Origin of the sequence: Sphingobium sp. TB-6, from assembly GCF_012927365.1 — a bacterium.
GTDB lineage: Bacteria > Pseudomonadota > Alphaproteobacteria > Sphingomonadales > Sphingomonadaceae > Sphingobium.
Map to the genome: position 1 here is coordinate 342,691 of NZ_JABBGL010000002.1, position 22,500 is coordinate 365,190.

20 protein-coding genes and 2 pseudogenes are annotated in these 22,500 nt (G+C 64.2%); 11 read left to right on the plus strand and 11 right to left on the minus strand.

Annotation, left to right across the window (positions count from 1 at the left end):
• Positions 1 to 29 precede the first annotated feature (29 nt).
• Entirely contained in the window at positions 30 to 428 is a 399-nt protein-coding gene (locus HHL26_RS04840) for an NADH:ubiquinone oxidoreductase subunit NDUFA12 (protein WP_066555256.1), read from the plus strand.
• 227 nt (positions 429 to 655) lie between these two features.
• A pseudogene (locus tag HHL26_RS24580) lies at positions 656 to 826 on the plus strand (DUF2155 domain-containing protein); the annotation flags it as partial.
• Positions 827 to 861: 35 nt separating this feature from the next.
• Here HHL26_RS24580 and aat read toward each other — a convergent pair.
• The 6 genes from aat to cysS all read right to left on the minus strand — a co-directional run bounded on the left by aat (position 862) and on the right by cysS (position 7,114).
• Positions 862 to 1,626 carry a leucyl/phenylalanyl-tRNA--protein transferase gene (gene aat, locus HHL26_RS24185; protein ID WP_066555257.1) on the minus strand — a complete coding sequence of 255 codons (765 nt, stop codon included), beginning with the start codon at positions 1,624 to 1,626 and terminating at the stop codon, positions 862 to 864.
• A gap of 160 nt (positions 1,627 to 1,786) precedes the next feature.
• Positions 1,787 to 2,536, minus strand: a complete 750-nt coding sequence (locus HHL26_RS04855) for a ParA family protein (RefSeq protein ID WP_066555258.1) — start codon at positions 2,534 to 2,536, stop codon at positions 1,787 to 1,789.
• Positions 2,537 to 2,680: 144 nt separating this feature from the next.
• Positions 2,681 to 3,406, minus strand: coding sequence for a cupin domain-containing protein (locus HHL26_RS04860; protein WP_066555259.1), 726 nt, complete (start codon positions 3,404 to 3,406; stop codon positions 2,681 to 2,683).
• Positions 3,407 to 3,610: 204 nt separating this feature from the next.
• The gene (locus HHL26_RS04865; RefSeq protein WP_066555261.1) at positions 3,611 to 4,981 is read right to left on the minus strand and encodes a 3-deoxy-7-phosphoheptulonate synthase class II; all 1,371 of its coding nucleotides are present in this window, start codon (positions 4,979 to 4,981) and stop codon (positions 3,611 to 3,613) included.
• Between the two features lie 123 nt (positions 4,982 to 5,104).
• The gene (locus tag HHL26_RS04870) at positions 5,105 to 5,422 is read right to left on the minus strand and encodes a Rap1a/Tai family immunity protein (RefSeq protein ID WP_066561448.1); all 318 of its coding nucleotides are present in this window, start codon (positions 5,420 to 5,422) and stop codon (positions 5,105 to 5,107) included.
• A gap of 162 nt (positions 5,423 to 5,584) precedes the next feature.
• The gene (gene cysS / locus HHL26_RS04875) at positions 5,585 to 7,114 is read right to left on the minus strand and encodes a cysteine--tRNA ligase (protein ID WP_066555262.1); all 1,530 of its coding nucleotides are present in this window, start codon (positions 7,112 to 7,114) and stop codon (positions 5,585 to 5,587) included.
• A 335-nt stretch (positions 7,115 to 7,449) separates the two neighbouring features.
• Here cysS and HHL26_RS04880 point away from each other — a divergent pair, with 335 nt between their 5' ends.
• The 3 genes from HHL26_RS04880 (at position 7,450) to HHL26_RS04890 (ending at position 9,993) form a co-directional block, all read left to right on the plus strand.
• Positions 7,450 to 8,142: a Bax inhibitor-1/YccA family protein gene (locus tag HHL26_RS04880; RefSeq protein WP_066555267.1), complete on the plus strand. Its 693-nt coding sequence runs from the start codon at positions 7,450 to 7,452 to the stop codon at positions 8,140 to 8,142.
• 4 nt (positions 8,143 to 8,146) lie between these two features.
• Entirely contained in the window at positions 8,147 to 8,410 is a 264-nt protein-coding gene (locus HHL26_RS04885) for a zf-TFIIB domain-containing protein (RefSeq protein ID WP_066555269.1), read from the plus strand.
• 131 nt (positions 8,411 to 8,541) lie between these two features.
• Positions 8,542 to 9,993 (plus strand): mannose-1-phosphate guanylyltransferase/mannose-6-phosphate isomerase, encoded by a 1,452-nt coding sequence (locus HHL26_RS04890; RefSeq protein WP_066555270.1) that lies wholly within the window; start codon positions 8,542 to 8,544, stop codon positions 9,991 to 9,993.
• Between the two features lie 106 nt (positions 9,994 to 10,099).
• On the opposite strand, the gene polA is transcribed toward HHL26_RS04890, so the two are convergent.
• From polA to aroQ, 5 genes are all read right to left on the minus strand, one after another.
• On the minus strand, positions 10,100 to 12,886 hold the full coding sequence (gene polA, locus HHL26_RS04895) for a DNA polymerase I (protein WP_169575955.1): 2,787 nt from the start codon (positions 12,884 to 12,886) through the stop codon (positions 10,100 to 10,102).
• Positions 12,887 to 13,766: 880 nt separating this feature from the next.
• Positions 13,767 to 14,114, minus strand: coding sequence for an arsenate reductase (glutaredoxin) (gene arsC / locus HHL26_RS04900; RefSeq protein WP_066555280.1), 348 nt, complete (start codon positions 14,112 to 14,114; stop codon positions 13,767 to 13,769).
• The gene (gene accC / locus HHL26_RS04905; RefSeq protein ID WP_066555283.1) at positions 14,111 to 15,463 is read right to left on the minus strand and encodes an acetyl-CoA carboxylase biotin carboxylase subunit; all 1,353 of its coding nucleotides are present in this window, start codon (positions 15,461 to 15,463) and stop codon (positions 14,111 to 14,113) included. The genes arsC and accC overlap by 4 nt, the downstream gene beginning before the upstream one ends.
• A gap of 13 nt (positions 15,464 to 15,476) precedes the next feature.
• Positions 15,477 to 15,941, minus strand: coding sequence for an acetyl-CoA carboxylase biotin carboxyl carrier protein (gene accB / locus HHL26_RS04910; protein WP_066555286.1), 465 nt, complete (start codon positions 15,939 to 15,941; stop codon positions 15,477 to 15,479).
• 83 nt (positions 15,942 to 16,024) lie between these two features.
• On the minus strand, positions 16,025 to 16,465 hold the full coding sequence (gene aroQ, locus HHL26_RS04915) for a type II 3-dehydroquinate dehydratase (RefSeq protein WP_066555288.1): 441 nt from the start codon (positions 16,463 to 16,465) through the stop codon (positions 16,025 to 16,027).
• Between the two features lie 111 nt (positions 16,466 to 16,576).
• Between aroQ and thiS the strand changes: the two genes are divergently transcribed.
• From thiS to HHL26_RS04945, 6 genes and pseudogenes are all read left to right on the plus strand, one after another.
• On the plus strand, positions 16,577 to 17,584 hold the full coding sequence (gene thiS / locus HHL26_RS04920; RefSeq protein ID WP_082748462.1) for a sulfur carrier protein ThiS: 1,008 nt from the start codon (positions 16,577 to 16,579) through the stop codon (positions 17,582 to 17,584).
• 34 nt (positions 17,585 to 17,618) lie between these two features.
• Positions 17,619 to 17,702 (plus strand): annotated as a pseudogene (locus HHL26_RS24190) (succinyl-CoA--3-ketoacid-CoA transferase); the annotation flags it as partial.
• Positions 17,703 to 17,711: 9 nt separating this feature from the next.
• On the plus strand, positions 17,712 to 18,152 hold the full coding sequence (locus HHL26_RS04930; protein ID WP_066555294.1) for an HIT family protein: 441 nt from the start codon (positions 17,712 to 17,714) through the stop codon (positions 18,150 to 18,152).
• A gap of 30 nt (positions 18,153 to 18,182) precedes the next feature.
• The gene (locus HHL26_RS04935) at positions 18,183 to 19,481 is read left to right on the plus strand and encodes a glycosyltransferase family 1 protein (RefSeq protein WP_066555297.1); all 1,299 of its coding nucleotides are present in this window, start codon (positions 18,183 to 18,185) and stop codon (positions 19,479 to 19,481) included.
• Between the two features lie 108 nt (positions 19,482 to 19,589).
• A complete protein-coding gene (locus HHL26_RS04940; protein WP_066555300.1) occupies positions 19,590 to 21,224 on the plus strand; it encodes a capsule biosynthesis protein in 1,635 nt (544 codons plus the stop codon).
• Positions 21,217 to 22,500: a capsular biosynthesis protein gene (locus tag HHL26_RS04945; protein ID WP_066555303.1), complete on the plus strand. Its 1,284-nt coding sequence runs from the start codon at positions 21,217 to 21,219 to the stop codon at positions 22,498 to 22,500. The genes HHL26_RS04940 and HHL26_RS04945 overlap by 8 nt, the downstream gene beginning before the upstream one ends.

Here is a 22,500-nt window from a genome sequence, read left to right on the forward strand (position 1 = left end):
GCCAGCCCCAACGGCTAAGCGCTTCGCCCATGGGAATCCTTGGCAAGATCTTCACCTGGTGGGATGGCGCGACCATCGGCACTTCGCTCTACACCTCCCGCAAGGGCACCAAGGTGGGCGAGGATCATCAGGGCAATGTCTATTATGAAGGCGGCACCGACCCCAATGGCCTGACCCGTCGCTGGGTCATCTATAACGGCCCCAATGACGCGAGCCGCGTGCCCGCCGAATGGCACGGCTGGCTGCATCATACGATCGAGGGCGCGCCGGAAAGCTTTCTGCCGCCGCCGCGCATCTGGGAAAAGGACTTCACCCCCAACGCCACCGGCACCGCCCAGGCCTATCGCCCCTCGGGCGCGCTGGAAAAGGGCGGCCAGCGCCAGAAGGCGACCGGCGACTATGAGGCGTGGAGCCCCGACGCATCATGACGCGGCGCCCGGTGGGACGCTTCCTGCCGATTCTCGGCTGCACGCTGATTCTCGCAGGCTGCGGCGGCGACGACATGCCTACGGAGAACCGGACCGGCCCCGTCCGCATCGAAGGGCAGAAGATCCGCGACGGCGACGAGTCGGCCCTGTCCGGCACGCCGATGAACGAGCGGGTCGCCGTGATCGGCCTGCTCAACAAGCGCAACGGCATCACCACCGATCTGAAGATGAAGCCCGGCGAAGCGCTGCGCGTGGGCGACGCCATCGTCCGGCTGCAAGCCTGCGAAACCACCGCGCCCTGGGAAAATGTTCAGGAAACCGGGGCTTTCGTGCAGCTAGACGTGCGCAGCACCGCCGACAATAAATGGCGCCGCAATTTTTCCGGCTGGCTGTTCAAGGAACGGCCGGACCGCAATGTGGTCCAGCACCCGATCTATGACGTCTGGGTGAGAAGCTGCACGATGGCCTGGCCCGAAACCGGCCCCGACACGGTGAAGCTGGGCGACAAGGGCGAGGTATCGGACGGCGGTCCGGCCAAGGCGTCCCCGGCGAGCGGCGAAAATGCCAGTTCCGCCCAGACGCCGGAGCCGCCCGCCAGCACGGCCCGTCCAGCCCCCAGCGCCACGCCGTCGAGCGCCCCCGCCAACGATTGAAGATAATCCCGCTGGCTGATTTCGATCGCGCCCAATGAGCGTAGATGATCGGTCATGAACTGGCAGTCGAGCAGGGTGAAGCCACCGAAGCGCATCCGCGCCGTCAGCCAGGCAAGCGCGACCTTCGACGCATCGGTCCGCCGCGACACCATGCTTTCCCCGAAAAAAGCCTGCCCCAGCGCGACGCCATAAAGCCCGCCGACCAGTTCCTCGTCCTCCCACACTTCGACGCTGTGGGCGAAACCGATCTCGTGCAAATGGCGATAGGCGCGCTCGATCGGATGGTTGATCCAGGTCGAGGGCCGATCCGGCGCGGCTTGCGCGCAGAGCTGAACGATCCCGGCGAAGTCGCGATTGGCGGTCACCCGAAACCGTTCCTGCCGGATCGTCTTGGCCAGCGAATGGGAGATGTGGAAACCATCGAGCGGCATGATCGCCCGCCGCTTCGGCTCGATCCAGTAAACCTCGTCCGCCTCGCGATCGTCGGACATCGGAAACACGCCGATCGCGTAAGCCTGCAACAGCACCAGCGGGTCAATCGTCATCAAGCAAAGACTTAACGCGGGACGCGGCGACGCGCCAGAGCGTTTTCCAACCAGATAGAATCGTCTGCTGACTCGGAAAACGCGGCAAAACAAGGGTCTAGAGCAGCCGATCCGATGCTATCGGGTCGGATTCTGCTCCAGTAGAACTCACATGCTCCCTTTAGCGTCGCTGTATCTGCCGCTCGATCTTCGTCCACAGCCCGGCAAAGGCCTGGGCGGACGGGGATGAAGCCGCGAAGGCGCCCAGCGGCTTGCGGCGAACCGCCATCTGCTCGACCGTGCTGGCCATGGGTATGGCGGGCCAGCCGGGTTGGGATTCCAGTGCGGCGCGGTGCAGGGCGCGGCGGCGGTCGACCATGGAATAGACCGGCATGATCGGCGGGTGGCTGCCGCCGCGCTGGACCAGATAGCGGGCGACTTCCCCCATGGCGCGCTGGGCAAGGGGGGAGGGGATGACCGGGATGACGATCATGTCGGCGGCGCGCAGTACCTGTTCGCTGGTTTCGGTGAGGCCGGGCGGGCAATCGAGGATGATGCGGTCATAATCGCGCCCCAGCGTGTCGATCAGCTTGGCGAGGCGTTTCTTCTTGTCCATCTCGCGGAACAGATGGTCGAGGTTGCGCAGCGAGGTATCGGCCGCGATCAGGTCGAGGCCCGGCACGGTCGAGGGCTGGATCAGCTTGCTGACCTCCACATCCTTGCTGAAGATCGCCTGCGCGGCGTCGCGGCTTTGCATGTCGGTGGAGATCAGCCAGCTCGCTGCCGCCTGCGGATCGAGATCCCAGAGCAATGTTCGCCGTTTCGAGATGCTTGCGGATGCCCAGGCGAGGTTGATCGCGAAGGTGGTCTTACCCACGCCCCCCTTGAGGCTGTAGACGGCGATGGTCGCCAATTGCGGTTCCTTTGCCATGCGCGGAAGCTATCTTGCTGCACCGCCAAAGCAAGGGCTGAATCATGACAATGTTACGACGTCGTGACAGTGAGTGCCGATGACGGGTTCGGGCAACGTCCGCCATCCCCGCTAAAGCGGGAATGATGGTGAAGAATGGGGAGTTCAGGCGGGACGGTAGATGGCGTAGACTTTCTTCACATGTTCGCGGCTTTCCCAACTGCAATGCGCGCCTTGTTCGACCAGGAAGATGTCGCCCTTGCGGAAAGTGCCTTCCCGTCCGTCGCCGTCGACGAAGGTGACGCTGCCGTCGAGCAGGTGCATCAGCTCATAATGGCGATAGGGCATGGAAAGGCGATGATAGGGCGTCGAATCCCAGGTGCCGCAGACGAATTCGGTGTCGGCCGAGCGATAGTCGGTGAAGTTGCGACAGTCGGGCGTCGGGCCGACCAGCAGTTCGGCCAGCGGTGGGTTGGACGGTTCGAGCGGGGCGCTTTCGTCGATGGAGATGATGGCGGGGCTGCTGTCCGGGCTGCCGTTGCGGCGCATGGCGATGAGGCGGGCGCCCTCGCGGGAGGACCAGGCAAAAGCTGTGCCCTTGGTGATGACGGCGCTCTGGTTGGCGGCTAGCTGGGTTATGCTGTCGGCCGTTTCGAGGGTGATCGCGCCGTCGAGGAGGATGAGGAATTCGTCGTCGGGCAGGGCTTCGACGCGGCCGCGACCCTGGGGCAGGACGACGAGGCTGATCGAGATCGGGCCTTGGGGGAGATCGAGCGCGGCGCGACTGGCGAGAAAGGGATCGCCATGGGCGTCGGCGGGGATCGTCGCGTCCGCCGCAAAGGCGCGCAGGTCGCGGAAGCTGCGGGTTTCGACGGCCAGTGCTTGCGTCATTGATGGTCCCTTATCCTGTCGAGCAAGGGAAGGGAGTAGGTCGGCAAGCGCGGTATATTTCGCTCAAGGCGTCAGTGCTGGCCGGGGATTCTGCTGTATTTACTCATGATTGAAGCGTTTCCGTACTCCTGCGAAGGCAGGAGTCCAGTCCCAAGGTTCGAACTGGGTTCCTGCCTTCGCAGGAACACGAAAGCGCTTTTTCCCTCACGCCGCGGCGCGGCGCTCCTTCAGTTCCTCGTTCAGCATTTCCGCGAGCAGGAAAGCGAGTTCGAGGCTCTGCGCCGCGTTGAGGCGCGGGTCGCAATGGGTGTGGTAGCGGTCCGCCAGTCCTTCGTCGGTGATCGCCACAGCGCCGCCGGTGCATTCCGTCACATTCTGGCCAGTCATTTCGGCATGGATGCCACCGCCGAAGCTGCCCTCGGCGCGGTGGACGGCGAAGAAGCCGCGCACTTCGGCCAGGATGCGGTCGAAGGGGCGCGTCTTGTAGCCATTGGCCGCCTTGATCACATTGCCGTGCATCGGGTCGCAGGACCAGACCACCGGATGGCCTTCGCGCAGGACTGCGCGGACCAGTTTGGGCAGGCCCGCCTCGATCTTGTCATGACCATAGCGGGTGATCAGCGTGATGCGGCCCGCCTCTCGCGAGGGGTTGAGGATGTCGAGCAGGCGAATGAGCGCGTCCGGCTCCAGGCTGGGTCCGCATTTCATGCCGATCGGATTGCCGATGCCGCGCAGATATTCGACATGGGCCGAACCCTCGAACCGCGTGCGGTCGCCGATCCAGAGCATGTGCGCGGAGGTATCGTACCAGTCGCCGGTCAGCGAATCCTGCCGGGTCAGCGCCTGCTCATAGGGAAGCAGCAGCGCCTCATGGCTGGTGTAGAAGCTGGTTCCGCCTAGCTGCGGTACGGTTTCGGGCGACAGGCCGCAGGCGCGCATGAAGTCGAGCGCCTGGCCGATCTGGTCCGCCATCGCCTCGAACTTTGCGGCCCAGGGGCTGCGGCCCATGAAATCGAGCATCCAGCCATGGACGCGGTCCAGGCTGGCATAGCCGCCGGTCGAGAAGGCGCGCACCAGGTTCAGCGTCGCCGCCGATTGGTTATAGGCGCGGATCATGCGCTGGGCGTCGGGTTCGCGGGCCTCGGGCGTGAAAGCGATGTCGTTGACATTGTCGCCGCGATAGCTGGGCAGCTCCACGCCGCCGATCGTCTCGGTATCGGCTGAGCGCGGCTTGGCGAACTGGCCCGCCATGCGGCCGACCTTCACGATCGGCAGCTTGGACGCGAAGGTCAGCACCACCGCCATTTGCAGCAGCACGCGGAAGGTGTCGCGGATATTGTTCGGGTGGAACTCCGCGAAACTTTCGGCGCAGTCGCCGCCTTGCAGCAGGAAAGCCTCGCCGGCCGTGACCTTGGCGAGTTCCGCCTTCAGGTTGCGCGCTTCGCCGGCAAAGACGAGCGGGGGAAACTGGCTGAGCTGTGCCTCCACCGCGCCAAGCGCCTGGGCATCCCGATAGACGGGCATCTGAATGCCCTTATGCTCCCGCCAGCTTTCCGGCGTCCACTTCGCCGCCACTTTGAGTCTCCCAAAAAGTCTAAAATAGGGGCCGCACCTACGCGCAACCAGAGCCTGACGCAAGTTTATAGCGGCGGTGGCGCGTGCCGGGTTCCTATAGCGGCGCGGCCGGGGCGACCGGCGTTATTTCTCGCAAGGATAATGTTCGTTGAGCGCGACGCTGACCAGGACGGAGGCGGGCGCCTTTCGCTGGTCGGGATAGCGGTTGAGATAGGCGATGACGATGCGCTTCACTTCCTCCGCGTCCATCTGCGCGGGCCAGCAATTGGGCCTGGCGCGGCCGATGAACACGTCCTTCTTGATGCCGTCCACCGCGCCGACGATATAGGCGGTGCAGGCGAGCGCATATTCGGGCGCCTTGTTGCGGCATTTGGCGAGCAGGGTCGTGCCCGTCTCGAACATATAGGTCTGAGCAGGTGCAGCAATTGGGATTGCCGCCATTGCACTGAGCGCGATAAGCGCTGCCGTTGCGTGTTTGAGCATGTGCGGAATCTGCCCGTTTCGGCGCGGCCTGTCCAAACGGACCGGCCTTCCCCGCGCACATCCTGCCTCAGATGAGGGACGTTTTCCAGCGCGCTCCGTGCAAACGCCTGCCGGCAAGCTTTAGGCGAGGTTCAGGCGCCAGTCCCAGCGGAGCGGGTCGCCGTCCATCACTTCGACGCCGCGGGCGATCAGGGTGTCGCGGATTTCGTCCGACAGGGCGAAGTCCTTTTCGGCGCGGGCGGTCTGGCGGCGGTCCAGTTCGGCTTCGATCTCTTCCGGCGTGATCTGGGTGTCCTTGGGCTGGATACGCAGGTCGACGCGGCTGATCGTCAGCAGGTTGAGCCCCAGTGCCTGATCGAAGGCGGCCAGCAGGCAGAGTTTTTCGTCCACCGGCACCTTTTTCAGGGCGATCGTCTCTTCCAGCAGCGGAAGGGTGCGGGGAGTCATCAGATCGTCGCTGATCGCGGCGTCGAACTGTTCGAGCAGCGGCGCGAGCTTGGGGTGGAGATTGGCGCGCAGCCAGTCCAGTCGCAACGACTGCCAGGTGATGCCTTCAGCGCGGGCCTTGAGATTTTCGACGCCCATGACGAGGCGCTTGAGGCGGGTGAGGGCGGCGCTGACGCTTTCCGCGCTGAACTCCAGTTCGCTGCGATAATGGGCGCCCAGGCACAGCAGGCGGTAGGCGAGCGGATGCACACCCACGTCGATCAGCGAGAAGAGGGTGGTGAAGCCGCCCTTCGACTTGCTCATCTTGCCCTGACGGTCCACCAGGAAATTATTGTGCATCCACCACTGGGCGCCGGTGAAGCCTGCGGTGGCAGCGTCCGGCTCGCCGCAGCAGCTATGGAAAGCCTGATTCTGGGCGATCTCGTTGGGGTGGTGGATTTCGCGATGGTCGATGCCGCCGGTGTGGATATCGAACGGATGGCCAAGGCGTGCCTCGCTCATCACCGAGCATTCGAGGTGCCAGCCCGGCGCGCCCTTGCCCCAGGGGGAGTCCCATTCCATCTGGCGCTGCTCGCCCGGTGGGGACTTGCGCCAGATGGCGAAGTCGGACGGGTTGCGCTTGCCCGCGACCGGATCGATGCGGGCATGGGCTGCGTCGTCGCGGCCGCCGGCAAGCGCGCCATAGTCGGGGACGGTGCTGCTGTCGAAATAAAGGCCGGTTTCCAGTTCGTAGCAATGCTGGGGCGCGATCTTCTCCGCAAATTCGATCATCTGCGGGACATAGTCGGTGGCGACCGTCCATTCGCTGGGCGCGATGATGTTGAGGTCCGCGATGTTGCGCTTGAAAGCATCGGTGTAATGGGCAGCGATGTCCCAGATGCTCTTCGCCTGGGCGCGGGCGGCGGCCTCCATCTTGTCGTCGCCCGCGTCGGCGTCGCTGGTCAGATGGCCGACATCGGTGATGTTGATGATATGGGTGACGTCCAGCCCCTTCCACAGCAGCGTCCGGCGCAGCGTGTCGGTGAAGACATAGGCGCGCAGATTGCCGAGATGGGCGTAATTATAGACCGTCGGGCCGCAGCTATAGACGCGGGCGTGGTTGGCTTCGATCGGCGTGAAGGGCTCGACCGTGCGCGTCAGGCTGTTGAACAGGCGCAAGGGGGCGTCGGCATGCTGCTCGGCAGGGGTGAACTGGTCGCTCATGGCGCAGAGCCATGCGGCTGTTCGGGATTGCCGTCAACAGGGGAGGGGAATTGTAACAAATTGTTGCTGACGGGCCGATCGCTTGCCCCGACCCTTGCACTTAAGCGTTCCCCCACCGATATTGCTCGTGCGGGCCGGGCCCCTCTGGCGGTTGGATTGGTGTGACATGATCCAGCCGCGATGTCGGACCGCATCGAGTGTGCTCGGTGCAGGTTCGTGAGCGTTTGCCCCCCTCTGACCTCACGAAGACCGCGCCGGGCCACTCGATCCCAAGGCTGTTTTGGCCGTAACTGACTGTTGGATGGAGTAACAACGCCGTGAACAATCCCGTTCGTATGCCGGGCTATGGTGCGAGCCAGACGGCGCAGACCGATGCCGGGCTGCGCGCGCACATGCTGGGCGTTTTCCGCAATATGGGCATTGGCCTGGTCATCACCGGGCTGGTCGCCGCCTTCATCGGCAATACGCCGGTGCTGGCCGCCGCGATCTTCGGCACCCCCTTGAAGTGGGTGGCGATCTTCGCGCCGCTGGCCTTCGTGTTCTTCTTCAGCTTCCGCATCGAAAAGATGACGACCGCGGGCGCGCGCATGGCCTTCTACGCCTTTTCGGCGGTGATGGGCGTGTCGCTGGCCAGCATCTTCCTGGTCTTCACCGGCGGGTCGATCGCGCAGGCCTTCTTCTCCGCCGCCGTGATGTTCCTCGCTATGGCGCTGTGGGGCTATACGACCGGGCGCGACCTGTCGAAATTCGGGTCGTTCCTGATCATGGGCCTGATCGGCATATTGGTCGCGAGCCTGATCAACATCTTCATCGGCTCGTCGGCCATGCAGATGGTGATCTCGATCATCGGCGTGGTGGTGTTCACCGGCCTTACCGCCTGGGACGTGCAGCGCATCAAATCGGAATATTTCGTCTATGCAGGCCATGAGGTGGCGCAGAAGATGCAGGTGATGGGCGCGCTGTCGCTCTATCTGAACTTCGTCAACCTGTTCCAGATGCTGCTCAGCCTGACCGGCGAGCGGGAATAATCGGATGCGGGATCAGGCGGCTGTGTCCGCCATGCTCTGCCCGGTCTGTCATGTGGGGCTCTCCATGACAGACCGGCAGGGGGTCGAGATCGATTATTGCCCCCAATGCCGGGGCGTCTGGCTCGACCGGGGTGAACTGGACAAGATCATAGAGCGGTCGGTGGGTGGAGTTCCGGTGCCACCGCCCAGCTATCGGCCGGATCGTGACGACGGGCGATATTATCAGAAGAAACGGAAGAAGAGCTTTCTGGAAGAGCTGTTCGACTGACAGAAAGCGGTCCCGATTGCGGGGCCGTTTTTTTGTCGGCCGGATTCTGGCTTAGGTAAATTCGCGGACTGGCGATAAGCAGGCAAATCATGGCCGATTGCGGCTGATTTCATGGGTTCCGAGTGAGTTATATGTCTGATTTGAGCGCTGCGAATGTTACGCCGGTGATATTGGCGGGTGGATCGGGGACGCGGCTGTGGCCCTTGTCGCGCAAATCCTATCCCAAGCAGTTCGTGCCGCTGTTGGGCGAGCAGACGCTGTTTCGCTCCGTCGTGGAGCGGCTGTCCGGTGCGGGCGAGGGTTTTGCCTTTGCCCGGCCGGTGGTGCTGACCAACGCGACCTTCCGCTTCATCGTGGCCGAGCAATTGGCGCAGGAAGGGGTGGACCCGCAAGCGATCATCATCGAGCCTTCGGTGCGCAACACCGCGCCTGCGATATTGGCGGCGGCGCTGCATCTGGTGGCGAGCGATCCCGATGCGGTGATGCTGGTCGCGCCGTCGGATCATGTGGTGCCGGACGCAGAGGCTTTCCGGGCGGCGGTGAGCCAGGGGCTGGCAGCGGCGCGGACCGGCGATCTGGTGACCTTCGGTATCCAGCCGACCCGGCCGGAGACAGGCTATGGCTATTTGAAGGTCGTGGCGAAGCCGGATGGATCGGGACGGCCGATCAAGCTGGCCCGCTTTGTCGAGAAGCCGGATGCGGCCCGCGCGCTGGAGATGGTGGCGAGCGGCGATCATCTTTGGAATGCGGGGATTTTCCTGTTTGCGGCAAAGGATCTGATCGCGGCATTCGAGCGTCACGCGCCCGATGTGCTGGCGGCGGTGCGGCCCGCTGTCGCGGCGGCGGAAGGCGATCTGGGCTTTTTGCGGCTGGCGGCGGAGGCGTGGGACGCGGCGCCGGATATCTCCATCGACTATGCGATCATGGAGCGGGCCGACAATCTTTCGGTCGTGCCCTATGATTCGGGCTGGTCGGACCTTGGCGGTTGGGACGCGGTGTGGAGTCATGCCGGGCCTGACGCCGCGGGCGTGACGGTGGGCGGCGGGGCGACCGCGATCGATTGTAATGATACGCTGCTGCGGTCGGACAGCGAGGGCATGGAACTGGTCGGCATCGGCCTTAGCAACATCATCGCCGTGGCGATGAGCGACGCGGTGCTGATCGCGGACAAATCGCGGGCGCAGGATGTGAAACTGGCGGTCGAGGCGCTGAAGGCGAAGGGCGCGGTGCAGGCGGAGAGCTTTCCCAAAGATCACCGGCCCTGGGGCTGGGTGGAAGGGTTGCTGACGGGCGAGCGCTTTCAGGTGAAGCGGATCACGGTGCAGCCGGGACAGTCATTGAGCCTGCAGAGCCATTTCCATCGGTCCGAGCATTGGATCGTCGTCGAAGGGACGGCCAAGGTCACGGTTGGCGAGGCGGTGACGCTGTTGACCGAGAACCAGTCGCTCTACGTGCCGGCCGGGGCGAAACATCGGGTGGAGAATCCGGGGAAGATTCCGGTGGTGTTTATCGAGGTGCAGACAGGGACGTATCTCGGGGAGGACGATATCGTCCGTTATGAAGACCGTTACGCGCGGGGTTGAAAAGTCTTCCGTCATCCCAGCGCAAGCTGGGATCTCATGAGGCTATACCGCGCCCTATCGCCTGAGATCCCAGCTTGCGCTGGGATGACGGGAGTAGATGCGGGGTTTAGTGCGCCGCGCCCCAACTCGGGCCGTGGCCGATTTCTACGCCTAGCGGGACGCTCAGCTTCACGATCGGCTCCGCAGCCCCTTCCATGATGCGGCGGATGACGGCGCTGGCATGCCCGACATCGCCTTTCGGCAGTTCGAACACCAGTTCGTCATGCACTTGCAGCAGCATCTTGACCTTGTGCAGTCCTTCCGCCGCCAGCGCCGGTCCCATGCGGGCCATGGCGCGCTTGATGATGTCGGCGCTGGTGCCCTGGATCGGGGCGTTGATCGCGGCGCGTTCGGCGCCCTGACGTTCATGCTGGACTGACGCTTTGATGCGCGGGAACCAGGTTTTCCGGCCGAAGAGGGTTTCGGTATAGCCCCTTGAGCGAGCCCTCTCGATCGTTTCGGTGATGTAGAGGCTGATGCCGGGGAAGCGCTCATAATAGCGGCTGATCATGTCCTGCGCTTCGTCGGCGCTGATCTCCAGCCGTCCCGCGAGACCCCAGCGGCTGATGCCGTAGAGGATCGCGAAGTTGATCGTCTTGGCCCGGCCGCGTGTGTCGCGGTTGACCTCTCCGAACAATTGCTGGGCTGTGGCGGCGTGAATGTCCTCACCGTTCGCGAAGGCTTCTTTCAGTGCTGGAACGTCCGCCATATGGGCGGCGAGGCGTAGTTCGATCTGGCTATAGTCCGCCGCCAGGATGACATTGCCCGGCTCCGCGACGAAGGCGTGGCGGATCTGGCGGCCGACTTCGGTGCGGATGGGGATGTTCTGGAGATTGGGGTCGGTCGAGGACAGGCGGCCTGTTTGCGCGCCCGACAGGCTGTAGCTGGTGTGGACGCGGCTGGTGTCCCTGTTGATCTGGGCCTGGAGCGCATCGGTATAGGTGGATTTGAGCTTGGCAAGCTGTCGCCAGTCGAGGATTTTTCCAGCGATTTCCGCGCCCTGGGCCTTCAACTGCTCAAGGATGGTGACATCGGTGGAATAGGCGCCGGACTTGCCCTTCTTGCCGCCCTTATATCCCATTTTCTCGAACAGGATCGCGCCAAGCTGCTGGGTCGAGCCGATGGCGAAGGGCTGGCCCGCCAAGCCATGGATTTCCGTTTCCAGCGCGGCGATGCCGGCGGTGAACTCAGCGGACAGGCGGGACAGGGCTTCGCGGTCGACCTTGATCCCTTCATGCTCCATCTTCGCGATCACGGAGACGAGCGGGCGGTCGACCAGTTCATAAACGCGGGTCGCGCCTTCATTGGCGACGCGGGTCTTGAACAGCTTCCACAGGCGTAGTGTGACGTCCGCGTCCTCGGCGGCATATTCGGTCGCCTTGTCGAGCGGGACTTCCGCGAAGCTGATCTGGCTCTTGCCGGTGCCGCACACATCCTTGAAGCTGATGCAGATATGGTTGAGGTGGACCTTGGCTGCCTCGTCCATGCCGTGGCCGGCGAGGCTCTGGCCCGCGTCGAGGTCGAAGCTCATGACGATGGTGTCGTCATAGGGCGTGATCTCGATCCCATGGCGGCGCAGGACCGTGATGTCATATTTCAGGTTCTGGCCGATTTTGAGGACGCTGTCGTCTTCGAGCAGCGGCTTCAACTTGGCAAGGACGAGGGCGAGGGGGAGCTGGTCGGGCTTTTCCGCGAACATGTCCCTTCCGCCATGGCCGACGGGGATGTAGCAGGCGGCGTTGGGGCCGACGGCGAGGCTGACGCCGACCAGCGCGCAGGAGACGCAGTCGAGCATGTCGGTTTCGGTGTCGACGGCGACCAGACCTTCGGCATGAGCGGCGGCGATCCAGCGGTCGAGCGCTTCCTCGGTAACGACCGTTTCGTAGAGGCTGCGGTCGATCGGCGGTTCTTCCTCATGAACCGGGGCGGCGGGGGGCGTCGCTTGTGTGACGGCGGCGGCCGCGGTCGCGACGGCCACGGCGGCGGCGGGCGCGCCTGCGCGGGCGAGCAGCGACTTGAAGCCATGATGTTCGAGGAAGGCCTGCAACGGCTCAAGCGGGATGCCCTCGAGCGTCAGGTCGTCCAGCGGTTCGGGCAGGTCCATCGCATCGTGCAGCGCGACGAGGCGGCGCGAGAGGCGCGCCATGTCGGCATGGGCGATGAGATTTTCCTGCATCTTCGACTTTTTCATCGAAGGCGCGGCTTCGAGCGCGGCTTCCAGATTGCCATATTCGCTGATGAGCTTGGCGGCGGTCTTGGGGCCGATGCCGGGGATGCCGGGCACGTTGTCGACGCTGTCGCCCATCAGCGCCAGCACGTCGCCCAATTGCTCGGGCTGGACGCCGAACTTGGTCATGACATAGTCGGCGCCGCGCCGCTCATTCTTCATCGTGTCGTACATGTCGACGCCGGGCTGGATGAGCTGCATCAAATCCTTGTCGGAGCTGACGATGGTGACATGCCAGCCCGCCGCGACGGCGGCTTTCGTATAGCTGGCGATGATGTCGTCGGCCTCGAAACCCGCTTCCTCGATGCAGGGGAGGGAGAAGGCGCGGGTGGCGTCGCGGATCATCGGGAATTGCGGGACGAGGTCTTCCGGCGCGGGCGGGCGGTTCGCCTTATACTGGTCGTACATGTCGTTGCGGAAGGTGTGGCTGCCCTTGTCCAGTATCACCGCGAGATGGGTTGGGCCTTCTGCTTTGCCCAACTCATCGGCCAGCTTCCAGAGCATGGTGGTGTAGCCATAGACCGCGCCGACGGGCTGGCCATGCTTGTTGGTGAGCGGCGGAAGCTGATGATAGGCGCGGAAGATGTAGCCGCTGCCGTCGACGAGGTAGAGATGATTCTGAGGCATGGGGGGAGGGGATAGCGGGTTATGCGGGGTGGCTCCAGTGGGGTTGTCGGTGTAGGAAGCGGGTTCCTGGCTCAGGGCGGGGGCGATGCGATGGAAAGGACGGAAATTCGCCATTTTTGGGCCGAAGTTCACAGTGTATGCGCGCGCGTGCCTGGGCGCGCGTAGGCGCGAGGCGGATTGTGTCGGACTTTTCAAAGAAGGGAACGGGATAGGTCGGTTGGAGCGGAATAGGACAGGATAAAATCGCTCTCTGGTGGAGAAATAGGATGTTTTTGGGAATGGGCTGTGGCGGTTGAGTCACGCATGACCGTTTGCCAGTCATCCAGGCTCAGGGCCGGATGGACTAAGGATAGACTGGAAGCGACCATTCATGGCCATTCGCTTCTTACGCTGCGCCGCCCGAAAGCGGCCTATCGGCTAGTAAATCGACGCCGGAGTTTCCCAGCGACTAAAACGGCCAGGACGGCAGGTAATCCGCCGACAAGACAGCCTATTGCAACCCAGAGTGCGAGCATGACAAGCATAACAGCGAACATGCCTAGATGCTCCCACGCCGACATTCTCCATGGCTGCATGAAGATCACGCCCAATACGTAGGAGAGCAAAAACGGTGAGCGGAAGCCGGGGCTGGGTTTTGACAGGATGCTTGCGCCAACAATCCACACGGCCGTAATGACCGCAGCGAGCGGAGTCAGCAGGAAGCCGGAGAAATCCATGGCCGTATTCTAGCGTCAGCTTTCTCTACTTTCCAGCATGTAAGCCGCCAGTCCGCTTTCCACCCTTTTCCGTCATGCCAGCGAAAGCAGGCATTTAGGGAGGCGATGCGCGACATGGCCTGAGACCCCAGCTTCTGCTGGGGTGACGGCGTAGGGGGCGGGTCTTAAAGGACTTCGCTCACGCGGTCCGGAGGGCGGGCGATGACGGCGCCTTTGTCCGTGATAACGATGGCGCGTTCCATCAGGATCGGGTGCGTCGCCATAGCGTCCAGCACGGCCTTGTCATCCGTCACGTTGAGGCCGATTTCCTTCACCACCGTCTCGCCCTTGCGGACCGCTTCCGAAGGGCGGACGCCCGCCTTATTCAGCACCGTTTCGATTTCGGCTCGGCTGGGCGGGGTCTTGAGATATTCGACGATCTCCACCTCAACCCCCGGTGTGGCTTCGAGGATCGCGAGCGCTTGCCGCGACTTCGAGCAACGGGGGTTGTGCCAGATGGTCGCTTTCGTCACGCCTGTTCGTCCTTCGCCAACCACTCTTCCAGCCACTTGATCGTATAGTCGCCGTTGAGGAAGTCCGGGTCGGTCAGCAGTTTCTGGTGGAGCGGGATCGTGGTCTTCATGCCCTCGATCACATATTCCTCCAGCGCGCGCTTCAGGCGCATGATGCAGCCTTCGCGGGTTCGGCCGTAGACGATCAGCTTGCCGATCATGCTGTCATAATAGGGCGGCACCTTATAGCCCTGATACAGGCCGCTATCGACGCGGACGTGCATGCCGCCCGGCACATGATAGCTGGTGACGGTGCCCGGCGACGGCGCGAAGGTGCGGGGGTCTTCGGCGTTGATGCGGCATTCGATGGCGTGGCCGGTGAAGACCAGATCCTGCTGCTCGACCGAGAGCGGCTTGCCTTCCGCGACGCGGATCTGTTCGCGGACCAGGTCGACGCCGGTGATCATCTCCGTCACGGGATGCTCGACCTGAAGGCGGGTGTTCATCTCGATGAAGTAGAATTCGCCGTCTTCCCACAGGAATTCGATCGTGCCCGCGCCGCGATAGCCCATGTCGGCCATCGCCTTGCGCACGACTTCGCCCATCTTGTCGCGCTCGGCAGTGGAGAGGACGGGGGAGGGGGCTTCCTCCAGCACCTTCTGGTGGCGGCGCTGGAGCGAGCAGTCGCGCTCGCCCAGGTGGATGGCGTTGCCGTTGCCGTCACCGAAGACCTGGAATTCGATATGCCGGGGGTTGCCCAGATATTTTTCCATATAGACGGTATCGTCGCCGAAGGCGGCCTTCGCCTCCGAACCTGCCTGCTTCATGGATGTTTCGAGCAAATCTTCGCTCGGCACGACCTTCATGCCGCGCCCGCCACCGCCCGAAGCGGCTTTGATGAGCACCGGATAGCCGATCTTGGCGGCGACCGCTTTCGCTTCCTCGACGCTTTCGAGCGCGCCGTCGGAGCCGGGGACCAGCGGCAGGCCGAGCGCGCCTGCGGTGCGCTTCGCCTCCACCTTGTCGCCCATGATGCGGATATGTTCGGGCTTGGGACCGACGAAGGCGATGTTGTGCGCCTCCACGATCTCCGCGAACTGGGCATTTTCCGACAGGAAGCCATAGCCGGGATGGATCGCGTCCGCGCCGGAGATTTCGGCGGCGGAGATGATCGCGGCGATGTTGAGATAGCTGTCCTTGGCCGCGGGCGGGCCGATGCAGATCGCTTCGTCGGCAAGGCGCACATGCATGGCGTCGGCGTCGGCGGTGGAATGCACCGCCACCGTCTTGATGCCCATTTCATGGCAGGCGCGGTGGATGCGAAGCGCGATTTCGCCCCGGTTCGCGATCAGCAGCTTTTCAATGGCCATAGGTTGCGCGGCCTTATTCGATGACGATCAGCGGCTGGTCATATTCGACCGGCTGGCCGTTATCGACCAGCACGGCCTTGACCGTGCCGGCGGTCGGTGCGGTGATCGCGTTCATGACCTTCATCGCTTCGACGATGACGACGGTGTCGCCCGCCTTCACGGTCGAGCCGACAGGCGCGAAGGGCGCGGCGCCCGGTTCGGCGGCGAGATAGGCGGTGCCGACGATGGGCGAGCGGACGGCATTGGTGGCCGTTTCGGCCGGGGCTGCTGCCGGAGCGGCGGCGGCTGGTGCGGCGGCGGCAAGCGGAGCGGGCGCATAGGCGACGGCAGCGCTGCTGACCGTCCGGGCGACGCGGATCTTGCGGTCGCCGTCTTCCACCTCGATTTCCGTCAGGTTGGTGTCATCGAGAAGGGCGGCGAGATCGCGCACCAGTTGTACATCCACCTGCATTGCGCCCTTTTCAGCCTTGTCGTTCATTTTCAGTCCCTGGACCGTGAATTTCGTTTCTGATGCCCGCGCCTATGCGCATTTGCGCCGGAGCGCAACTTATGTGCGTCGAGTTACAGTTCGAGGGCGGCTTCGAGCGCGAGCATGTAGGACATGGCGCCGAAGCCCGCGATGGTCCCTTTCGCCGCCATGCCGACATAGCTTTTGTGGCGGAAGGGCTCGCGCGCATGGGGGTTTGACAGATGGATTTCGATCACCGGCACGGTGATGCCCTTGATCGCGTCGTGCAGCGCGATCGACGTGTGGGTCAGGCCGCCGGGATTGAGGAGGACGGCATGGGCGCCCTCCGCATGCGCCTCCTGCAACCAGTCGATCAGATGGCCTTCATGGTTGGACTGGCGGAAGTCGATCTCGACATGGGCGCGGCCCGCGGCGTCCTCCATCCGTTCGGCAATGTCGTCCAGCGTGTCGTAACCGTAGATTTCCGGCTCGCGCGTGCCCAGCATGTTGAGGTTGGGACCGTTCAGGACATAGATTTTGCGCGTTTCGGCCATGACGGTCCCCCTTATGGTTGCGAGCGGGGCATGGACGCCCCTATATGCGCGCTGATCTTTAGCCCTTCGTGTCGCGCCAAGTCGAGACACCTTGTTTGACAGGACAGAGCATTGAGCGTCGACGGAACCATCTCCATCCATATCAATGGCGAGCATCGCCGCGTGCGCGCCGGATTGACGCTGGCGGAGCTGGCGAGCGAACTGGGCTTCGTGCCGGAAAAGGTCGCGGTGGAGCGCAATCTGGAGGTGGTGCCGCGCTCGACGCTGGCGCAGGTGCGCGTCGAGGATGGCGACGAGCTGGAGATCGTGCACTTCGTTGGGGGTGGCGACCATCCGGTCGCGGCGGTGGATGAGGATAGCTGGACCGTCGCGGGCCAGACCTTCCGGTCGCGGCTGATCGTCGGCACCGGCAAGTACAAGAATTTCGAGCAGAATGCGGCGGCGGTCGCGGCTTCGGGGGCGGAGATCGTCACCGTGGCGGTGCGGCGCGTCAATGTGTCGGACCCGAACGCGCCGATGCTGACCGACTTCATCGATCCGAAGAAGATTACTTATCTGCCCAATACGGCGGGTTGCTATACGGGCGAAGAGGCGATCCGCACGCTGCGTCTGGCGCGCGAGGCGGGCGGTTGGGATCTGGTGAAGCTGGAGGTGCTGGGCGAGGCGCGCACGCTCTATCCCGACATGGTGGAGACGCTGCGGGCGACCGAGATTCTGGCCAAGGAAGGCTTCAAGCCGATGGTCTATTGCGTCGACGATCCGATTGCGGCCAAGCGGCTGGAGGATGTGGGCGCGGTGGCGATCATGCCGCTGGGCGCGCCGATCGGGTCGGGTCTGGGCATCCAGAATCGCGTGACCATCCGGCTGATCGTCGAGGGCACCACGCTGCCGGTGCTGGTCGATGCGGGCGTGGGGACCGCTTCGGAAGCGGCGCAGGCAATGGAACTGGGTTGCACCGGCGTCCTCATGAACACGGCGATTGCCGAGGCGAAGAACCCTGTGCTGATGGCCGCCGCGATGAAGGCGGGGGTCGAGGCCGGGCGCATGGCCTATCGCGCCGGGCGCATGGGCAAGCGGATGTATGCCGATCCGTCGAGTCCGTTGGCTGGGTTGATCTGACCGGCATCCGTTCGAAACGAACGGATGCCGGTGAAGCGCGTTCCGTCTTGTCGAACTCGCTCCGGGCGTGACGGCGGAGGAAGTCGCCGCTAAGACAAGCGCGCATTATCTGGCTTAAGGAAGCGCGATGAGCCTCGACGGCACTTATGACGAGGGCAATGTCTTTGCCCTGATCCTGCAGGGGAAAATCCCTTCGACCAAGCTTTATGAGGATGAGCATAGCTATGCCTTCCTCGACATCCAGCCGCAGTCGAAGGGGCATAGCCTGGTCATTTCCAAATGGTCCAAGGCGCGCAACATCCTCGACGTCGAGGATGAGGCGCTGGCGCAGGTGATGGCGACGGTGAAGAAGGTCGCCAATGCCACCCGCAAGGCGCTGGACCCCGACGGCATCCATGTCGCGCAGTTCAACGGCGCGCCCGCCGGGCAGACCGTATTCCATCTGCACTTCCATATCGTGCCGCGCTGGGAGGGGCAGTCGCGCAACTTCGTCGCGCATGCGCAGGGCGATTTTGCCGATCCGGCGGCGTTGCAGAAGCTGGCCGAAGAGATTCGCGCCCAGTTCTGATGCGCCAAACCCCTGTAAAAGCGCTCTGACATGGCGCTCAAGCCCTTCAAGGCTCCCGGTGCGCGGTTGGCGCTGCGTTCCAAGCGGGAAAGCCGGCGCTTTGCCGGCGGTGAACGGCCGGCCGAGATCATCCTCGACATTTCGCGGCTGCTCTCGCGCAGTTTCCATGCCGCGCCGACCGGGATCGACCGGGTCGAATATATCTATGCCCGCGAATTGCTGGAGCGGATGCCGGATCGGCTGGCCTTTGCCGCCGTGCATCCGGCGGGCGGCTATTATGGGCGGTTGAAGGACGCGGCCGTGCGCCAGTTCCTGGCGTTCACGGCGGCGCGCTGGCGCAACAAGGGGCCGGTGGATGAAAAGGAGAGCAAGGCCGCCGTCATCCGCCATCTGATCGCGCTGCGGCCCCGCCCGGTGCCGGTGGCGGCGGGGCCGCGCATCTATTTGCAGGTGTCGCCGCATCATCTGGACGATGGGGAGCAAGTGGGCGCAATCCTGCGGGCGGAGGGCGCGAAATTCGTGACGCTGGTGCACGATGTGATCCCGCTCACCCATCCCGAATTCGCCCGGCCTCAGGGCGCGGAGGAGCATTTGAAGCGAGTGCGGACGATCGACCGCTATGCAGATGGCATCATCGGCAACAGTCAGGCGACGATCGACGCGCTGGCGCCGCATCTGACGCGGGGGCTGGACGGGCGGGTGATCCGGGTGGCGCATTTCGGGGCCGATGCGCCGGACATGGTGGTGGAGGGTAGCCATGCCGTGCCGGATCGGCCCTATTTCGTCTATATCTCGACCATCGAGCCGCGAAAGAACCATCTGCTGCTGCTGAACATCTGGCGGCGGCTGGTGGAAAGGCTGGGCGACCAGGCGCCGGTGCTGGTGCTGATCGGACGGCGCGGCTGGGAGAATGAGAATGTCGTGGATATGCTGGAGCGTGCCGAAATCCTGCGCGGCCATGTGATCGAGGCGGGGAGCGTGCCCGACAATGCAATGAACGCGCTGGTCGCAGGGGCGAGGGCGATGCTGATGCCCTCCTTCGAGGAAGGCTATGGCATGCCGGTGATCGAGACCCTGTCGGCGGGCGTGCCGGTGATTTGCAGCGACATCGTCGCGCATCGGGAGGTTGGCGGCGATGCGCCGGATTATCTCGATCCGCTGGATGGCCTGGGCTGGCTGAGGGCCATCGAGGCTTACGGCAAGCCGGATTCACCCGAGCGGGCGGCGCAACTGGCGCGGATCGCGGGCTGGCGGCCGCCGACATGGGAAGCCTATTTCGACACTGTAACCGATATGTTGCAGGAGATGACGGCTTCGGCCTTCGCTTGACGTCTTCCCGTCGGGCGAGCAAGAAGCTGATGTGATTGCGTTTTTTGGCGGCTGAAAGCATCGCTCCATGCGCGCAGGGACTGGACGGGGCAGGGGACGGCTTTTCACGTGAACGCGCCAGCTTTTCTGCGCTCTCCATCCTTTCCGGGAATCAAGTCCGCGACCGCCGCGATCAGCCATCCACGGCAGATCGGGGATGCGCCTGTCGCGGTGGCCGACGCCGTGCTGGAGGCCATGGCCGAGGCGCGGGTGGGCGGCGCTTTCTGGGGCCACAGGCCGGAAGGGATCAGGCTGGTGGCGCGGGCGGGAATAGCCGTGCCGCAAGAAGCGCTGGAAGGTCTTTCCCTGCAGGAAATCGGCCTGGTTGGCGGCGGTCGGCACGGGAATGGCGTTGCGGGGCGTGATCTGCCGTGGCCCGTCGACCTTTGGACGGTGATTGCCGGCGCGCGATCGGTGCATGCGGCGGCGGATGATGAACTGGCGATCATCGCCGGTTTGCTGGGCGTGCCGGTCTATGGGGCAGATCAGCGGCCGGTCGCGGCGGTGGTGTTGCGGGAGGCGGCCCGGTCGGCCGTGGCGGCGGCGCGCTATCGCGATTGTTTCAGCGGAGAGCCGGTCGATGCCCTGCATGCCGTGGCGCAGCTTGCCGATTGGCGGCGGCATCTGGACGGCAATCACGGCATTGCGGCGGCCAGCGGCATGGCCTTCTGGAAGCGGGAGGCGATCCGTCATTTCCTCTGGGATGGGGTTCGCTCGCCCCCTTTCCTGTCGGCGGAAAAGGGCGTGCGGCGGGCGATCAGGCAAGGCGGCGCGCTGGCGGTCTGGCCCTCCCGCGTGCCGTCCGCCGCGTTGGACGAAGCGCGACGGCAGGGCGTGACCGTCGCCAAGGTCGAGGACGGCTTTCTGCGCTCGAAGGGGCTGGGCGCGGCGCTGCATCCGCCGGGGTCGGTGGTGGTCGACCGGTCGGGCATCTATTATGATGCGCGCTTTCCCAGCGACATGGAAAAGCTGCTGGCGACCCAGGGCTTTACCCCGGCGCTGGAGCGGCGGGCGGCGCGCCTGCGGGCCATGATCCGGGCTTCGGGCGTCACCAAATATGGCAAGGATATGGGCCAGATGATCGATCTGCCCCGGGGCCGCCGGACGATATTGGCCGTGGGGCAGGTCGAGGATGATCTGTCGGTCGAATATGGCGGCGCGGGCGTGACGGGCAATCTGGACCTGTTGCAGCGGGTGCGCGCCGCCGAGCCGGATGCCTTCATCGTTTATCGCCCCCATCCCGATGTGCAGGCGGGGCTGCGCAAGGGCCATCTGAGCGACGCCACGGTGCTCGCCCTGGCCGACGCCATCGACACCGGATCGCCGCTGATGGCGCTGGTGCAGGCGGTGGACGAGGTGCATGTGCTCTCCTCCCTCACCGGGTTCGAGGCGCTGATGCGCGACCGGCCGGTCACGGTCCATGGCATGCCTTTTTATGCGGGCTGGGGGCTGACCCGCGATCTTGCCGCGCCCAATGGACGGCGCGGGCGTCGACTCACCCTGGATCAGCTTGTCGCGGGCGCCTTGATTCTCTATCCACGGTATCTGGACCCGGTCACTCGCCTGCCTTGCGGACCTGAAATCATGGTGGAGCGTTTGGCAAGCGGGGCGCCGTCGCCCATGTCATGGCTAATCCGACTGCGCACTTTACAGGGGAAGTTGCAGAGATTTATGACCTTGTCCGCCGAGTATTTTCATGGTTGACGCGTCCGCCAAAACCTTCCTGTTTCTTCAGGGACCGCATGGCCCCTATTTCGCGATGCTGGCCGATGCGCTGCGGGTGCGGGGGCACCGGGCGCTGCGGATCAACATCAATGGTGGCGACAAGGTCGACTGGCCGGGCGAGGGCGCGACCGACTATCGGGGAACCTTCCGCAACTGGCCGCTCTTCTTCGACGATCATATCGTCAACCATGGCGTGACCGACCTGATCCTCTATGGCGACTGCCGGCCCTATCATGCCTCCGCGCACAAGATGGCGCAGCTGCGCAACCTGCGCGTCCATGTGGTGGAGGAAGGCTATATCCGTCCCGATTTCCTGACGCTGCAGGAAGATGGGGTGAACGGCAATTCGACCCTGCCGCTCGATCCCGAATGGTTTCTGGAGCAGGCGAAGACCCTGCCGCCCGAGGAGAACGGGCTGGAGCCGCAAATCCCCTCCACCTTCCGCCAGCGCGCCTTCAACACCGGGCGCAACGGCGTGGCGTCGGCGCTGATGCGGCCGGCCTTTCCCTTCTATCGGACGCATCGGCCCAACAGCTTCCTCTGGGAAACGGTGGGCTGGTTCAAGAAGCTGAACCTGCGTCAGAACGAGCGCCGCAAGTCGCGGGAGGAATGGGCGAAGGTCAAGGACCGGCCCTATTTCACTTTGCCGCTGCAACTGGATTCCGATTATCAGATCCGTGTCCATTCGCCCTTCGGCACGATGCGGGCGGCGCTGCGTTTCGTGATCAAGAGCTTTGCCGCCCACGCTCCGGCCAATACCGCGCTGGTGGTGAAGCGCCATCCGCTCGATCCGGGGCTGGTGGCCTGGGGGCGGCTGACGCGGCGGCTGGCGGCGCAATATGGCATCAGCGACCGCGTCCTCTACCTGGCGGACTGGGACATTGCCGAAGTGGTCGGCCAATCGCTGGGCGTGGTGACGGTCAACAGCACGGTGGGGACGCTGGCGCTGAATGAGGGCAAGCCCGTCGTCGTGCTGGGCCATGCGGTCTACAAGGTGCCGGGCGTGGTGCACAAACGGTCGCTGGACGAATTCTGGTCCGCGCCGGGCGCGCCCGACATGGCGCTCTATTCGGCCTTCCGCCGGGTCCTGATCGATCGTTGTCTGATCCGGGGCGGATTGCTGAGCGAGGAAGGGCTGCGCCTGCTGGTCGAGAATGCGGTCGAGCGGTTGACCCGCAGACCGCCGGCGCAGGCGCCCGTCCGGCGAGGGCCGGTGGTCCATGATCTGAACAGCGCCCGCACTGCTGTTCGTTAG

Coding starts and splice junctions, on each gene's coding strand:
- aroQ (WP_066555288.1), bottom strand. CDS start 16,465: ATGGCCGAAACGCGCAAAATCTATGTCCTGAACGGTCCCAACCTCAAC.
- cysS (WP_066555262.1), bottom strand. CDS start 7,114: ATGAGCGACCAGTTCACCCCTGCCGAGCAGCATGCCGACGCCCCCTTG.
- HHL26_RS04945 (WP_066555303.1), top strand. CDS start 21,217: ATGGTTGACGCGTCCGCCAAAACCTTCCTGTTTCTTCAGGGACCGCAT.
- accB (WP_066555286.1), bottom strand. CDS start 15,941: ATGAACGACAAGGCTGAAAAGGGCGCAATGCAGGTGGATGTACAACTG.
- HHL26_RS04885 (WP_066555269.1), top strand. CDS start 8,147: ATGCGGGATCAGGCGGCTGTGTCCGCCATGCTCTGCCCGGTCTGTCAT.
- HHL26_RS04870 (WP_066561448.1), bottom strand. CDS start 5,422: ATGGCGGCAATCCCAATTGCTGCACCTGCTCAGACCTATATGTTCGAG.
- accC (WP_066555283.1), bottom strand. CDS start 15,463: ATGGCCATTGAAAAGCTGCTGATCGCGAACCGGGGCGAAATCGCGCTT.
- HHL26_RS04935 (WP_066555297.1), top strand. CDS start 18,183: ATGGCGCTCAAGCCCTTCAAGGCTCCCGGTGCGCGGTTGGCGCTGCGT.
- aat (WP_066555257.1), bottom strand. CDS start 1,626: ATGACGATTGACCCGCTGGTGCTGTTGCAGGCTTACGCGATCGGCGTG.
- HHL26_RS04890 (WP_066555270.1), top strand. CDS start 8,542: ATGTCTGATTTGAGCGCTGCGAATGTTACGCCGGTGATATTGGCGGGT.
- HHL26_RS04840 (WP_066555256.1), top strand. CDS start 30: ATGGGAATCCTTGGCAAGATCTTCACCTGGTGGGATGGCGCGACCATC.
- polA (WP_169575955.1), bottom strand. CDS start 12,886: ATGCCTCAGAATCATCTCTACCTCGTCGACGGCAGCGGCTACATCTTC.
- HHL26_RS04855 (WP_066555258.1), bottom strand. CDS start 2,536: ATGGCAAAGGAACCGCAATTGGCGACCATCGCCGTCTACAGCCTCAAG.
- HHL26_RS04860 (WP_066555259.1), bottom strand. CDS start 3,406: ATGACGCAAGCACTGGCCGTCGAAACCCGCAGCTTCCGCGACCTGCGC.
- HHL26_RS04880 (WP_066555267.1), top strand. CDS start 7,450: ATGCCGGGCTATGGTGCGAGCCAGACGGCGCAGACCGATGCCGGGCTG.
- HHL26_RS04930 (WP_066555294.1), top strand. CDS start 17,712: ATGAGCCTCGACGGCACTTATGACGAGGGCAATGTCTTTGCCCTGATC.